The organism is Tistrella arctica, assembly GCF_039630945.1.
Taxonomy (GTDB): domain Bacteria; phylum Pseudomonadota; class Alphaproteobacteria; order Tistrellales; family Tistrellaceae; genus Tistrella; species Tistrella bauzanensis.
In genome coordinates, this window is sequence record NZ_JBBKTV010000004.1 from 481120 (window position 1) to 494101 (window position 12982).

Consider the following 12982-nt stretch of genomic DNA (forward strand, 5'->3'; position numbering starts at 1 on the left):
TCGGGCGCCGGTGCATCTTGCAATAATTTTGCGTTGCAGCATGATGAAGGGTCGAAGGTCTGTCGCGCCCTCGTACCCCCGCATCCCCACGCCCCGCACGCGCGCGCCGGTCATGGCGGATCCGCCATGGGGCCCCATATCCCAGCAGACGCCCCCATATCTCAGCAGACGCCCCCATACCTCAGCAGACGCCCCCATACCTCAGCAGACGCATCGCATCCGGAGACAGGCGCCGTGACCATCCTCACCATTCAGCACACGACCAGCTATCGCTATCGCCAGCCGGTGGAGCCCTGGCCGCACCGGCTGATGCTGCGCCCGCGCGAAAGCCGCGACCTGCGGTTGATCGCGCATGACGTGACAGTTTCGCCGCAGGCGAGCGTCACCTGGGCGCATGATGTCGCGGGCAACGCCGTGGCCACCGCCAGTTTCGCGGGCCCCACCGACCGGATGGCGTTCTACAGCCGCGCGGTGGTGGAACTGACCGCGCCGGCCTGGCCGGTCTTCGCCATCGACGTGGCGGCGATGCGCTATCCGTTCCGCTACAGCGACGACGACTGGACCGATCTGGGGCCGCTGGCGGTGCGACAGTATGAAGACCGCGCCGGCAGCCTGGCCCGCTGGGCACGGGCTTTCGTTGCCGGCGAAACCACCGACACGCTGGCGCTGCTGAAGGATATCAGCGCCGGTCTGGGCGGCTGGGTGTCGTATGAGATCCGCGACGACGAGGGCACCCAGTCGCCCAACGAGACGCTGGAGCGCGGCCGCGGGTCGTGCCGCGATTATGCGGTGCTGTTCGTCGAAGCGGTGCGCAGCCTGGGCTTCGGCGCCCGGATCGTGTCGGGCTATCTCTACGACCCCGATGCCAGCCTGCTGGGATCGGCCGGTGCCGGTTCCACCCATGCCTGGGCCGAGGTGTTCGTGCCGGGGGCGGGCTGGATCACCTTCGATCCCACCAATCGCAGCGTTGGCGGCGCCAATCTGATTCCGGTCGCGGTCGCCCGCGACATCCGCCAGACCCTGCCGGTTGCCGGCAGCTATGCCGGCGCCGCCGATGCCTTCGACGACATGACGGTCGAGGTCAGCGTGACGGCCTGAGCAAAGCGCGCCAGGATCAGCCTGTCAATGGCGCGGGTCCGCGCCGCTCCAGCCGGCCCACCAGCACCAGCAAGACGCCGGGCACCAGCAGGCAGTACAGGCCCATGGCGGTGATCTGGGCGGGGAAAGCCACGCCCAGATCGATCAGCGCGCCGCCGATCCCCGGCCCCAGGGCCGATGCGAACACCATCAGCGCCACCACCGCGGCGCGGATCGCGCCCAGAAAGCGGGTGCCATAGATTTCCGGCCACAGGCTGCCGAACAGCGCCAGTGACGCGCCGTCCGAGATGCCATACAGCATCATGAAGCCAAAGGCCGCCCATGGGGCATCGACCAGCCCCAGCAGCAGGCAACCGGCCCCCATCGGCAGCAGATAGGCCGGCAGCAGGGCGCGGGCCGAGAACCGGTCGATCAACTGGCCCGCCAGCAGCACGCAGGCCACCGTCACCAGCGCATAGCCGGTGAAGGCCGAGGCGAAGACATCCGCCGGCCAGCCGCGCAACCGGCCAAGATGCACCTGATGAAAGAAGATGGTGTTGCTGATGAAGGCCGGCGGCAGCATGCCCAGCAGCAGGCCATAGAAACACGGGTCGCGCAGCACCTGTGCCCGCGTCCAGCCCGAGTCCGGGGCGGGGGCCGGGGCCGGGGCGGGGGCGGGGCCTGTTTCGGCGAGGCGGCCGGCAGGGCCACCTGTCACCGTCTGGCCCGGCACCCGCTCCACCCGGGCCAGCCACACCGCCAGCGGCATCACCACCAGCAGCAGCAGGGCGGCGGCCACCAGCCAGTTGATCTGCCAGCTTCCGGCCGCCATCCCGGCCACGAAGGCCAGCGGCAGCACCGCCTGCCCCAGATTGAGCCCCAGTGCCGACAGCGACACCGCCAGTCCTCGCCCGGCCGTACTGCCTCGCCCGGCCGTACTGCCTCGCCCGGCGGCACTGCCATGACCGGCGGCGAACCAGCGGCCGATGGCGGTATAGGCGATATGCACCATCATCCCCTGCCCGAACAGCCGCAGCAGGCACAGCGCCAGAAACAGCACGGGCAGGGCAGGCAACACGGGCAGGGCAGGCAGCACCGGCAGGGCAGGCGCCAGGGCGATCGTCACCATGCCCGCCGCCAGCGCCGGCATCGCGATCAGCATCACCCGCCAGGGCGCCATGCGGTCGACGATCGGCCCCAGCCAGACCAGCCCCAGCGCGCCGGTCAGGGTGGCCGCCATATAAAGCGCGCCGAAACCGCCATCCGACAGGCCGAACTCCGCGCGGATCGCGCCACCCGACAGGGCGATGAAGAAGGTCTGGCCGAAGGATGACGCGAACAGCAGCAGAAAGCCGGCGGCGATCCAGCGCAGGTTGGCGATGATGAAGGGTCGCATGCGGTCTCGGCCCCGGTTCGGGTGGTTCCCGCGCCGAGCTTAGCGGCATGGACCGGGCCGGCGCTACCGCCGGTTGGCGTCATGGCCGATGGTCTGGTGTCGCGCCGCCTGCATATCAGCCCGGCTGGCGTGGATCCACCCCCAGCGCCCGCAGCGCCGCGGCCGACAGGCTCTGGCGGATGCCGTCATAGCCGGCCCAGGGGTCGGCACCGGGCAGGGGATCGGTGATGCGGAAGGCGTCGGCGCGGTCGATATCGGGCAGATCCGCCCAGGTGACCGGCCGCGCCACCGGCGCGCCGGGGCGGGCACGTGGCGACCAGGGGCAGATGGCGGTGGCCGATCGGGCGTTGCGGAAATGGTCGATGAAGATCCGGCCCCGGCGCTTGGCCTTGCTCATCGTCGCCACATAGCGCGCCGGGTCGTGGTCGGCGAAGCGCTGGGCCAGCGCCTTGGCGGCGGCGGCGATCACCGGCCAGCCGTGGCGCCGGCCGATCGGGGCCACGACATGAATGCCCTTGCGGCCGGTCAGCAGCGGCAGGCTGCGCAGGCCCAGGGCGTCAAGCGCGTCCCGCAGGTCGAAGGCCGCCTGACGCACGGCTGGAAAATCCACCGCCGGGTCGGGGTCCAGATCGAAGACCAGCCGGTCGGGCCGGTCCGGCCGGTCGACATGCGATCCCCAGATATGGAATTCCAGCACGCCCATCTGGGCGGCGCCGATCACGCCGGCGGTGTCGCGCAGATACAGATACGCGGCGGTGCCGCCGTCCTTTTCCGCCATGGCTTTGCGGGCGATGCTGCGGGGCAGGCCGGCGCCGGCATGACGCTGAAAGAAGCAGGCCTTGTCGTGGCCGTCGGGGCAGCGCACCAGACTGACCAGCCGGTTGCGCAGATGCGGCAGCATCAGATCCGATGCCGCATCCAGCCAGCGCGCCAGCGCGCCCTTGGTGACGCCCTGTTCCGGGAACAACACCTTGTCGGGGTGGGTCAGGCGGATGCCGGCAATGGTGGTCTCGGCCGTGTCGGTCATGTCCAGGGCCTCGTCGATGGGGCGGGCGGTTTCGGGGCCGACCTCGCCGGCGGGTTTATCGTCGCGCAGGCCCAGAAACCGCGCCTGACGCGCCTGCCCATCGCCGGTGAAGCCGGCGAAGGCCACCTGAACCACCAGGTCGGGGTCCACCCAATGGGCGGTGCGGCGGATGGACGGATCGATATCGCCGGCATCCACCGGCGGGTGGGCGCGTTCCAGCGCCGCCAGCCGCCGGGCCAGATCGGCCATGCTGCGGCTGGTGAAGCCCGATCCGACCCGGCCGGCATAGCGGCACCGGCCGCGGTCTTGCAATCCCAGCAGCAGCGACGCGAACGGCCGCATGGCGGTCGATGGCGACCAGCCGATGACGATGAATTCCTGGGTGTGGCCGCATTTGATCTTCAGCCATGTGCGGCCGCGGCCCGGTCGATAGGGGGCGTCGATGCGTTTGGCGATCAGTCCTTCATGGCCGCCGGCGCAGACGGCGTCGAGCAGCGCCGCGCCCGGGCCGGGGGCGTGGTCGATGACATGGATGCCGTCGCCCTGCGGGTCGTCGGCGTCCAGCAGCGCCCGAAGCCGCACCTTGCGGCTGGACAATGGCAGATGCAGCAGGCTCTGGCCGCCCTCGGCCAGCAGGTCGAACACGCCGAAGCTCAACGCATCGGCCGCGCCATCGGTCAGCACCGCCTGAAGGGTGGCGAAATCGGGCCGGCCGTCGCGGTCCAGGGCGGTGATCTCGCCGTCCAGCAGCACGCGGTCCAGGGGTTTGGCCGCGCCGCGCCGGGCCAGGGCGCTCGCGATCCCCGGATAGCGCGCGGTCCAGTCCAGGCCGCTGCGGGTGCGGATGATCACCCGATCGCCCGAAATCGAGGCCAGGGCGCGATAGCCGTCGAGCTTGATCTCGAACACCCAGCCATTGCCGCGCGGCGGCCGGTCGACCAGGGTTGCCAGCGCCGGTTCGACGAAATCCGGCGGCGCCGCCGATGGTGGTGGCGGCTCGTGCCCGGCTTTCACGCTGGTCTGGTGGGTGCGGGTGATGTCGCGGCCCGGATCGGCATCGGCGTCGTCGCGCTTGATCAGCAGCCAGTTCTCGCGCTTTTCGGGCTTTCTTCCCGCGCGCGGCGCCATCTTCACCAGCACGAACCGGCCGCGCAGCCGTTCGCCATGGATGACGAAATCCAGCCGGCCCGCTTCCAGCCCCGCCCCGGCATCGCCCAGCGGTTCCCAACCGCCGCGATCCCACAGCAGCACGTCGCCGCCGCCATATTCGCCCTGGGGAATCCGGCCCTCGAAGCCCGCATAGCTCAACGGATGATCTTCGGTGCGCACCGCCAGCCGCTTCTGTGCCGGATCGAGGCTGGGGCCGCGGGTGATGGCCCAGCTTTTCAGCACGCCGCCCCATTCCAGCCGCAGATCGTAATGCAGCCGCCGGGCGGCGTGTTTCTGAATGGCATAGGTCAGGCGCCGGGCCGGCGCCGTTGCGGGTTTTGCCGGCCCGGCATCAGGCTCTGGCGTCCGGCTGAAATCGCGCCTGGCACGATAGCGGGTCAGCGGATCGTCGGGTGGCGGCGTGCTGGCCATTGCCGGTCAGCCCGCCTTGCGGCGCCCGCTGCCGCCGCCCTTGCCGCCGCCGCTCTTCTTGCCGGCGCCCTTCACCGAGCGGCGCAGCGCCTCGACCAGATCGATGACCTTGGCGCCGCCGCCGGTCGCCTCGTCGGTGCCCTCGTCGATCTCGACCTGCTTGTCGTGGGATTTGGCCTCGATCAGCTCGCGCACTGCCGCGGTGTAATGATCCTCGAAGCGTTTCGGGTCGAAGGGCGCGGTTTTGCGGTCGATCAGCTCGCTCGCCATGTCCAGCAATTCGGGGTCGCCGGCATCGTCGTCGATTTCGGTGAAGAACGGGGCCGCGCGGCGGACCTCGTCGGAAAAACGCAGCGTTTCCAGAATCATGCCGCGGCCGCAGGGCTTCAGCGCGGCGACATATTCCCGGCCCCGCATCACGAACTGGCCCAGCCCCACCCGGCCGGCGCGGGTCAGCGCGTCGCGCAGCACGCCATAGGCCTCCATCGCCAGATCGCCGTCGGGGACGACGTAATACGGCCGGTCATACCAGATCGGGGCGATCTCGCCATGGTCGACGAACTGCACCAGATCGAGGGTGTGGCGGGTCTCGATCTTCAGGGCGTCGATGTCCCGCGGGTCGACCAGAACATAGCGGCCCTTCTCCAGCTCGAAGCCCTTCACGATCTCGTCGGTGTCGACCGGGCCGATGCCGGGGACGATCTTCTGATAGCGGATGCGCTTCTGCGACGGCTCATGGACCTGATGAAAGCTGATCCTGGGCCCGCTGCTGGTGGCCGCGTACAGCTTCACCGGCACCGAGACCAGCGCCAGGCGCATATGCCCCGTCCAGACCGGCCGCGAGGCCGGGGCATCGGTTCCGGTGGCGCCGGTTCCTGTGGCGGGCTTCCGGGCTCTGGCCATGGTGTCTGCCTCCGTGGATCCGGGCAACTGCGATCGGGCATCAACCGCGATCGGGCATCAACCGCGATCGGGGGGCGCCGGTTCCGGGAACCCTGTGGGGGGGCAGCGGATTGTCGGGGTGCACCATCTGCACAAGGAGGTTCGGACATGTCCGACAGCCAGACCACCACCGACCACGACACGATCCGGAAATGGGCCGAGGCGCGGCAGGGGCATCCGGCCGCGGTCAAGGCCACCCATAAGGGCAGGGACGCCGGGATATTGCGGATCGATTTCGACGATGGCGAGCCGGACGAGGGGCTGGAGCGGATCGACTGGGATCTGTTCTTCCGCAAGTTCGACGACAGCGGCCTGAGCTTCCTGTATCAGGACAAGACCGCCGACGGAAACACCAGCCGGTTCTTCAAATTCATCCGGGCCGATGACAGCGGTCATACCGGCCATACTGGTAATACCGGTAGTGCCAACCGGGGGGATCGGGTATGACCACCGAACGGCCATTGCGGGCGGTTGCGATCAATTGCACGTTGAAGGGCGTTGACGCCGCATCGGGGAAGCCCAACTCGTCGACCGAGAAAATGCTGCAACTGTTCATGAAGGCGTTGGCCGAACAGGGGGTGGTGACGGCGCCGGTCATCCGCGCGGTCGACCACGACATCAAGCCGGGCATCACCTCGGACGAGGGGCCGGGCGATGCCTGGCCGGCGATCCGCAAGGCGGTGCTGGACGCCCGGATCCTGATCATCGGCACCCCCATCTGGCTGGGCCAGCCGTCGAGCGTCTGCAAGCGCGTGCTGGAGCGGCTGAACGCCTTTCTGGGCGAGACCGACGACCATGGCCGGCTGGTATCCTATGACCGTGTGGCCGGCGTCGCCGTGGTCGGCAACGAGGACGGCGCCCATCATGTGACGGCCGAACTGTATCAGGGGCTGGCGGATGTGGGCTTCACCATCCCGCCCAACGCCGCCGCCTATTGGGTGGGCGAGGCCATGGGCCGCATCGATTTCAAGGATCTGGACCAGACACCCGACAAGGTGGTGGAGACCGTGGGGCTGGCCGCCCGCAACATCGTGCACCTGTCGCGCCTGCTGGCCAGCAACGGCTATCCGCCCGAAGGCCAGCCGGCGAAGTTCCGTGACGGGTGAGGCCCGCGATCAGAGGGCCACGATGCCGCCGCCATTGGGATGCAGCACCTGGCCGGTCATATACGAGGCCTCGTCGCTGGCCAGGAACACATGGCAGGCGGCGACCTCGTTGGGCTGGCCGGGGCGCCCCATGGGCGCGCAACCGGCCTGCTCCGCACCCGGCTGTGTGAGGGGGGTCTGGACCGGCCCCGGCGCCACCGCGTTCACCCGGATGCCCCGCTCGATCAGCAGGGTGGAGAGCGAGCGGGTGAAGGCCACGACCGCGCCGCGGGTGGCGGCGTCATCGGTCATGGTGGGATAGCCCTCACAGGCGCCGCCCCGATACTGCATGATGGAGGTGGTGTTGATGATGGCGCCGCCGCGCGGCAGATGCTGCAGCGCCGCCCTGGTCATGAAGAAACAGCCGAAGACATTGGTCCTGAAGGCCTCTTCCAGCCGCTCGGCCGACAGTGCGGTGAAATCGACCACCTCGTGCTGCTCGGCGGCGGCGTTGACCAGGATGTCGAGACGCCCGAAGGTCTTCACCACCTCGTTGACCGCGTTGCGGCAGATGGCTTCCTGGCCGACATCGCCGGCGATATGGATGGCGTTGCGGTCCTCGGTCTCGACCAGCCGCACGGTTTCCTCGGCATCACGATGGTCGTTCAGATAGACGATCGCGATATCGGCACCCTCACGCGCCATCGCCACGGCCACGGCGCGGCCGATACCGCCGTCACCACCGGTAATCAGCGCCACCTTGCCGGTCAGGCGTCCGGCCCCCGGAAAGCGTGGGGAGTAGTCGGGCTTCGGGCGCATATCCTGCGCGCGTTCGGGCCGGGTCGACTGCTTCCGTGGCGGATGAAGATGATCCGACATATCCTGCTCCGACGCGATGAAGTGTTGCAGACACGTCGCATCAACAGACGCTTATCGCATTGGTTCCAAACGTAGGAGCAACCCTCTTCGGCCGTATATGTTTAGATGATGACCATCGGAGTCCCGATGGTACCTGTGGCCTCCGTTGCAGATTGCATCATCCGAAGGCTGTCTGCTTCGCCGGGCAGGCCGATACCGCCCGTGTCTGCCGCGATGAGGCGTGGCGACACGGTGAAAAATGACCTGAAGGGCCGCTGATCCGGTGCAACTCCGGCATCGTGCAACAATCGGCAGTCTTGTTATTCCAGCAGCCGCCCTGGTGGGGCTGGCGGGGTGAACCGGCCGGCGGAGCGATCCGGCGGTGGATCTCATTGCCGGCGCCGCGACCGGGCCGAGCCGCAGACTGAAGGAACACCCTCAACTCATGGCCAGCGCAAACCCCGACAGCCGCAAGAGCCGTATCGACACCAGCCATGCGGACAACGGCGACGCGGCCGCGATCGATACTGAGCTTCAGGATCTTTACGCCGCTTATGGAACCGAAAGCGACACCCCGCCCGAGATGCTCAATCTGGCACGCCAGGCTGCCGCGGCGTTGAGTGCTTATGGCGCCGGGGCCGACGACCGCCCGCTGGCGGCCGATACGGCTCGGGACGGCACCGGCGGCACGCAGGCGGACGCCGCGCCGATGCCTGCCGACGACGAGGTCGAGGGCGGCACCGGCAGCGGCGCCGCCGGCCGGACCTGAGTCCGGTTCAGCGACGGCGGCAGAGTGTGATTTCTGCCGCCGGCCGCGCCAGAATGTCGAATCCGGCGCTGCGCAGCATGGCTTCGGCGCAGGCGCGGTTGGGCAGCCACCAATTGGTCGGATCGCCGCAATAGCGATGCTCGATGAAATGCAGCCGGGGGAAATCCGGCTGGTCGAAAACATCTCGATTATAAAAATCATAGTTTTCAGCAACCTCTGCGGGTGATGCGCCCACCGTGCCGGATGCGGGGCCGCCACGTTCCATCGACTGCATCACCAGCAGATCATCGGCCACGTGTTCATGGATCAGGTCCAGCGCCAGCAGCGGGTGGCGCAGGTGATAGAGCACGCCCATGAACAGCACGATATCGAACCGCGCGCCCAGTTGGCCGATGTCATAGACCGACAACTGCCGGAAGCTGATATCCAGATCATGCACCTCGGCCGCCAGCTTCGCCTGGGCCAGATAGCGCGGATCATGATCGACCGCCACCACCTGATCGGCACCGAGCTGCTTCATCTGGATGGAGAAGAAGCCGGCATTGCAGCCGATATCCAGCACCCGCATGCCGGTCAGATCGGCGGGCAGCGCCGGACGCAGCCGTTCCCACTGGAAGGCCGGATAATCCCCCAGAAAATGGTTGGGCGCGGTCTGGACACCGCCCAGATCCATGTTGTGGAACCAGTCTCCCAGCGCCGCGATGCGCTGGCGAAGGGCGTCGGTGCGGGCATGATCTGGCATCTATGATTGCTTCCGTTGCTGGCGGGAAGGGTCAGCCCCGGCCGTTGCCGGCCTGGCCGAACAGGGCGTCGACCAGCGCTTCGGCGCGGGTGCGCCGTCCGCCGGCGCGCATCCGCGCGTAAAGCCGCTTGAGGCCGCCGGCTTCGAACCGGTCGACCAGACGGCGATGCACATAGCTTCTGGCCGCGACCGCGGGCGTGTTGCCCAGCATGGCCGCCACCTCGCGCATCACCGCCGCGATCTGGCGGCGCCGCGCGGTCTTCGACCCCGCCGGATCGATCAGGGCCAGCCGCGTGCCGGCGGCGGCGGTGGCGGCAAGGGTGCGGAAGTCCTTGGCGGTCACGCGGGCCGGGGCGTTCGCCGCCACCCGCGTCCGGGCGATCTCGGCCAGATAGGCGTTCACATCCGCCGCCGTGACCTGACGGGGCCGACCGTCGGACCCGAGATATTGGAACAGCCTTGGGCCTTTCAACCCGCCGAGCCGCCGTATGGCATCGGCGAGCGGGCCATGGTCGAGCGTGCAGGCGATGTTGCGGCCGCTCTTGCCCCGGAAATCGAGCGCCACATGGCTGCCGTCGACCATGACCTGCCGCTTCAGCAGGGTGGCGGCGCCCCGGCTGCGGCCGGTCTGGACATAATCCTCGCAGCCGATCCGGATATGGGTCTGATCGATGATCGACACCACCGCCGCCAGGGCGCCGTCGCGGCTGTGGCCGGCGCTGTCCAGGTCGCGGGCGACCCGGGCGCGGATGCGGCCGATGCCGGTGGCCAGCGCGGCAAGCCGGTCGATCTTCTCGGCTTCGCGGACCCGCTCCCAATCGGGATGATAACGGTATTGCAGCCGCCCGGCACGGTCGCGGCCGGTGGCCTGAAGATGGGCCTGGGGGTCGGCGGCGATGCGGACGTCGCGGTAATCGGGCGGAATGGCCAGCGCCTTGATCCGCCCGATCACCTGGGGCTCGGTGATCCTGTCACCATGCTGATCGAGATAGATGAACCCGCGGCCGGCACGCCTGCGGCCGAACGGCAGATCATCGGCCGCCGCCTTGTGCAGCCCGGCCGCCCGCATCCGGGCCGACCGCCGGCGTTTCACGCGCCGGGGATCGGCATCGGCCGCGACCGCCATGGTGGTCAGGCGCGACGTTCAGGGGCAGCCAGCCCCAGCGCCACACTGCCGGCGGCGGCCCCCCGGTCTGGAGAGGCCGCGCCCGGAGAGGCTGTGGCCGGAGAGGGTGGGACCGGAGAGGCCGAAGACGGCATCACCCCGGCGGTGTCGATCTGGCCCGCGAACCAGGCGATGGTCGCGGCCAGCCCTTTGCGCAGCGGCACGGTGGGCTGCCAGCCCAGCAGGCGGCGGGCGAGGGTGATGTCGGGGCGGCGGCGGCGCGGATCGTCGGCGGGCAGCGGATCATGGGTCAGGCTGATCTCGCGGCCGGTGAGACGGCCGATCAGATGGGCCATGTCGATGATGCTGTATTCTTCCGGATTGCCGATGTTCACCGGCCCCTCGGGTCGCGGGGTCACCCGCATCAGCCGGACCAGCCCCTCGATCAGATCGTCGACATAGCAGAACGACCGGGTCTGGCGGCCGGTGCCATAGATGGTGAGCTTGCGGCCGGTCAACGCCTGGGCCACGAAATTTGACACGATGCGGCCATCATCCAGCCGCATGCGGGGCCCATAGGTGTTGAACACCCGCGCCACCCGGACATCGGTCTGATACTGGCGCACGAAATCATAGCACAGCGATTCCGCCATCCGCTTGCCCTCGTCATAACAGGCACGCGGACCGATGGTGTTGACGCAGCCGCGATAGCTTTCCGGCTGCGGATGCACCTCCGGGTCGCCATAGATTTCCGATGTCGAGGTCATCAGGAACCGCGCGCCCAGATCATGGGCCAGTTCCAGCAGGTTCAGCGTGCCGACGACACTGGTGGTGGCGGTGCGGATCGGCTGATCCTGGTAATGGGGCGGCGAGGCCGGGCAGGCCAGATTATAGACCTCGGTGACGCCGCTGATCCGCGGCAGCGGCCGGCGGATATCATGGTCCATCAGCACGAAATCGGGATGATCGGCCAGATGATCCAGATTGTCGGCGAGGCCGGTGTGGAAATCATCGACCGCGTGCACCCGATAGCCGTCATCGATCAGCCGCGTGCACAGATGCGAGCCCAGAAATCCGGCGCCGCCGGCGACGATTGCTACCGGTCGTGGCGCCGCCGGTCGTGGCGCCAGCCGGCGCCGGGCGCGCAGGGCGCCGTTGGCGGTATGGCTGCCGTTCACCGGGCGGGGGCCGTTCTGCGGCCGCTGATCAGGCAGGTGTATGCGCTTCATCTCCGGTCCTTTCGGTTGGCCCCGCCAGATCCAGGCTGCGTGTTTCGGGCTTGCCCCCTGTTGCCGCCGGTCGCCGATGCCACAGCCCCGCCGCCAGCTCCCGCGCCCGATGCAGGCCGGTATGGCCGTCGAGCACGATTGCGCGGGCGCGCGCGGCGAGCCGGCGGCCGGTGTCGCCGTGGTGATCGGACAGTGCCGCCACCACATCATCGGTGCCGTGCGCGACCAGGATCGCCTCTCCCTCTGGGAAGAACGCCTCGATCCCGTCCCACGGGTCGGTGATCACCGGCGTGGCGCAGGCGGCCGCTTCGAACAGCCGCACGCTGGGCGACCAGCCGGTCGCCAGCATGTCGGCGCGGGTGATGTTCAGGGCATAGCGCAGGCTGGCATAGAAGGCCGGATGGTCGGCCGGTGCGACATGGTCGAGCCGGGTGACATTCGCCGGCCAATCGATGTCGGCGGGATATTGGGGACCGGCGACGATGAACCGACGGTCGGGCATCCGGCGCGCCGGCTCGATCAGCAGGCGGTTCAGGGCGGGCTGGCGATCGGGGCTGTAGGTGCCCAGATAGCCAAGGTCATAGAGCGGTCGCGGCGCGTCTGCCGCATCGGCCGGGGCATAGCGGGTGGCATCGACCGCGCAGTACAACGGCCGCGCCCGGCGCGCGCCATACTGGCGTTCCAGCCGGTCGAGCAGCGGCCCGCCGGTGAAGCTGAAATAGACGTCGAAGGCCGGGATCAGCCGCCGGCTGAGATAATCGCAATCGTCGCGCGCCAGCCGGGCAAGGGTGACGGGCGTGTCGATGTCATAGAACCCCACCACACCGCCGGCGATGGTCAGCACTTTGCGGATCACCTCGATGCCGTCGGGAACATAAGACCCGACCAGCACCGCATCGGCATTGGCGATCGCCGCGCGATGGGTGGTCAACAGCTCCGACGGGTGCCGATAAAACGCCAGCCGGCAGAAATCGGGATCGGGCAGATCGCGGGCGGCGGCGTACCACGGCACGTCGCGTTCCAGAAAGGTGATGCTGTGGCCGCAGGCAGACAAGCCCCGGATCAGCGCCCGGAAGGTGGTGGCGTGGCCATTGCCCCAGGATGAACTGAGCGACAGCCCCAGAATGGTGATGGTCATCGGCGGCACGTCGCCCACCGGCGACAGGGTATG

12 protein-coding genes are annotated in these 12982 nt (G+C 68.8%); 4 read left to right on the top strand and 8 right to left on the bottom strand.

What is annotated here, in order from left to right; all coding sequences use genetic code 11:
* The first annotated feature begins 234 nt into the window (after positions 1-234).
* Entirely contained in the window at positions 235-1098 is an 864-nt protein-coding gene (locus WG924_RS11665) for a transglutaminase family protein (RefSeq protein WP_345933197.1), read from the top strand.
* 16 nt (positions 1099-1114) lie between these two features.
* Here the strand turns inward: WG924_RS11665 and WG924_RS11670 are convergent, their stop codons facing one another.
* The 3 genes from WG924_RS11670 to ku form a co-directional block, all read right to left on the bottom strand.
* Positions 1115-2473: an MFS transporter gene (locus tag WG924_RS11670; RefSeq protein WP_345933198.1), complete on the bottom strand. Its 1359-nt coding sequence runs from the start codon at positions 2471-2473 to the stop codon at positions 1115-1117.
* Between the two features lie 115 nt (positions 2474-2588).
* Positions 2589-5081, bottom strand: coding sequence for a DNA ligase D (gene ligD / locus WG924_RS11675; RefSeq protein WP_345933199.1), 2493 nt, complete (start codon positions 5079-5081; stop codon positions 2589-2591).
* A gap of 6 nt (positions 5082-5087) precedes the next feature.
* Entirely contained in the window at positions 5088-5984 is an 897-nt protein-coding gene (gene ku / locus WG924_RS11680; RefSeq protein ID WP_345933200.1) for a non-homologous end joining protein Ku, read from the bottom strand.
* A 147-nt stretch (positions 5985-6131) separates the two neighbouring features.
* Between ku and WG924_RS11685 the strand changes: the two genes are divergently transcribed.
* On the top strand, positions 6132-6470 hold the full coding sequence (locus tag WG924_RS11685; protein ID WP_345933201.1) for a hypothetical protein: 339 nt from the start codon (positions 6132-6134) through the stop codon (positions 6468-6470).
* On the top strand, positions 6467-7129 hold the full coding sequence (locus WG924_RS11690; protein ID WP_345933202.1) for a flavodoxin family protein: 663 nt from the start codon (positions 6467-6469) through the stop codon (positions 7127-7129). The genes WG924_RS11685 and WG924_RS11690 overlap by 4 nt, the downstream gene beginning before the upstream one ends.
* A gap of 9 nt (positions 7130-7138) precedes the next feature.
* Here the strand turns inward: WG924_RS11690 and WG924_RS11695 are convergent, their stop codons facing one another.
* Entirely contained in the window at positions 7139-7987 is an 849-nt protein-coding gene (locus WG924_RS11695) for an SDR family oxidoreductase (protein ID WP_345933203.1), read from the bottom strand.
* Between the two features lie 424 nt (positions 7988-8411).
* Here WG924_RS11695 and WG924_RS11700 point away from each other — a divergent pair, with 424 nt between their 5' ends.
* Complete coding sequence (locus WG924_RS11700) at positions 8412-8735, top strand: hypothetical protein (RefSeq protein ID WP_345933204.1); 324 nt, start codon at positions 8412-8414, stop codon at positions 8733-8735.
* Between the two features lie 7 nt (positions 8736-8742).
* Here WG924_RS11700 and WG924_RS11705 read toward each other — a convergent pair whose 3' ends face one another.
* The 4 genes from WG924_RS11705 to WG924_RS11720 are packed head-to-tail and all read right to left on the bottom strand — an operon-like array spanning position 8743 to position 12949.
* Complete coding sequence (locus WG924_RS11705; RefSeq protein WP_345933205.1) at positions 8743-9477, bottom strand: TIGR04290 family methyltransferase; 735 nt, start codon at positions 9475-9477, stop codon at positions 8743-8745.
* Positions 9478-9508: 31 nt separating this feature from the next.
* Positions 9509-10603: a DNA topoisomerase IB gene (locus WG924_RS11710; RefSeq protein WP_345933206.1), complete on the bottom strand. Its 1095-nt coding sequence runs from the start codon at positions 10601-10603 to the stop codon at positions 9509-9511.
* 5 nt (positions 10604-10608) lie between these two features.
* Positions 10609-11811: a UDP-glucuronic acid decarboxylase family protein gene (locus tag WG924_RS11715; RefSeq protein ID WP_345933207.1), complete on the bottom strand. Its 1203-nt coding sequence runs from the start codon at positions 11809-11811 to the stop codon at positions 10609-10611.
* Positions 11789-12949, bottom strand: a complete 1161-nt coding sequence (locus WG924_RS11720) for a CgeB family protein (RefSeq protein WP_345933251.1) — start codon at positions 12947-12949, stop codon at positions 11789-11791. Before WG924_RS11720 ends, WG924_RS11715 begins: the two co-directional genes overlap by 23 nt.
* Positions 12950-12982 lie beyond the last annotated feature (33 nt).

Excerpts from the sequence above, each read along its gene's own strand:
- WG924_RS11670 (WP_345933198.1), bottom strand. The coding sequence starts at position 2,473 with ATGCGACCCTTCATCATCGCCAACCTGCGCTGGATCGCCGCCGGCTTT.
- ligD (WP_345933199.1), bottom strand. The coding sequence starts at position 5,081 with ATGGCCAGCACGCCGCCACCCGACGATCCGCTGACCCGCTATCGTGCC.
- ku (WP_345933200.1), bottom strand. The coding sequence starts at position 5,984 with ATGGCCAGAGCCCGGAAGCCCGCCACAGGAACCGGCGCCACCGGAACC.
- WG924_RS11685 (WP_345933201.1), top strand. The coding sequence starts at position 6,132 with ATGTCCGACAGCCAGACCACCACCGACCACGACACGATCCGGAAATGG.
- WG924_RS11690 (WP_345933202.1), top strand. The coding sequence starts at position 6,467 with ATGACCACCGAACGGCCATTGCGGGCGGTTGCGATCAATTGCACGTTG.
- WG924_RS11695 (WP_345933203.1), bottom strand. The coding sequence starts at position 7,987 with ATGTCGGATCATCTTCATCCGCCACGGAAGCAGTCGACCCGGCCCGAA.
- WG924_RS11700 (WP_345933204.1), top strand. The coding sequence starts at position 8,412 with ATGGCCAGCGCAAACCCCGACAGCCGCAAGAGCCGTATCGACACCAGC.
- WG924_RS11705 (WP_345933205.1), bottom strand. The coding sequence starts at position 9,477 with ATGCCAGATCATGCCCGCACCGACGCCCTTCGCCAGCGCATCGCGGCG.
- WG924_RS11710 (WP_345933206.1), bottom strand. The coding sequence starts at position 10,603 with ATGGCGGTCGCGGCCGATGCCGATCCCCGGCGCGTGAAACGCCGGCGG.
- WG924_RS11715 (WP_345933207.1), bottom strand. The coding sequence starts at position 11,811 with ATGAAGCGCATACACCTGCCTGATCAGCGGCCGCAGAACGGCCCCCGC.
- WG924_RS11720 (WP_345933251.1), bottom strand. The coding sequence starts at position 12,949 with ATGACCATCACCATTCTGGGGCTGTCGCTCAGTTCATCCTGGGGCAAT.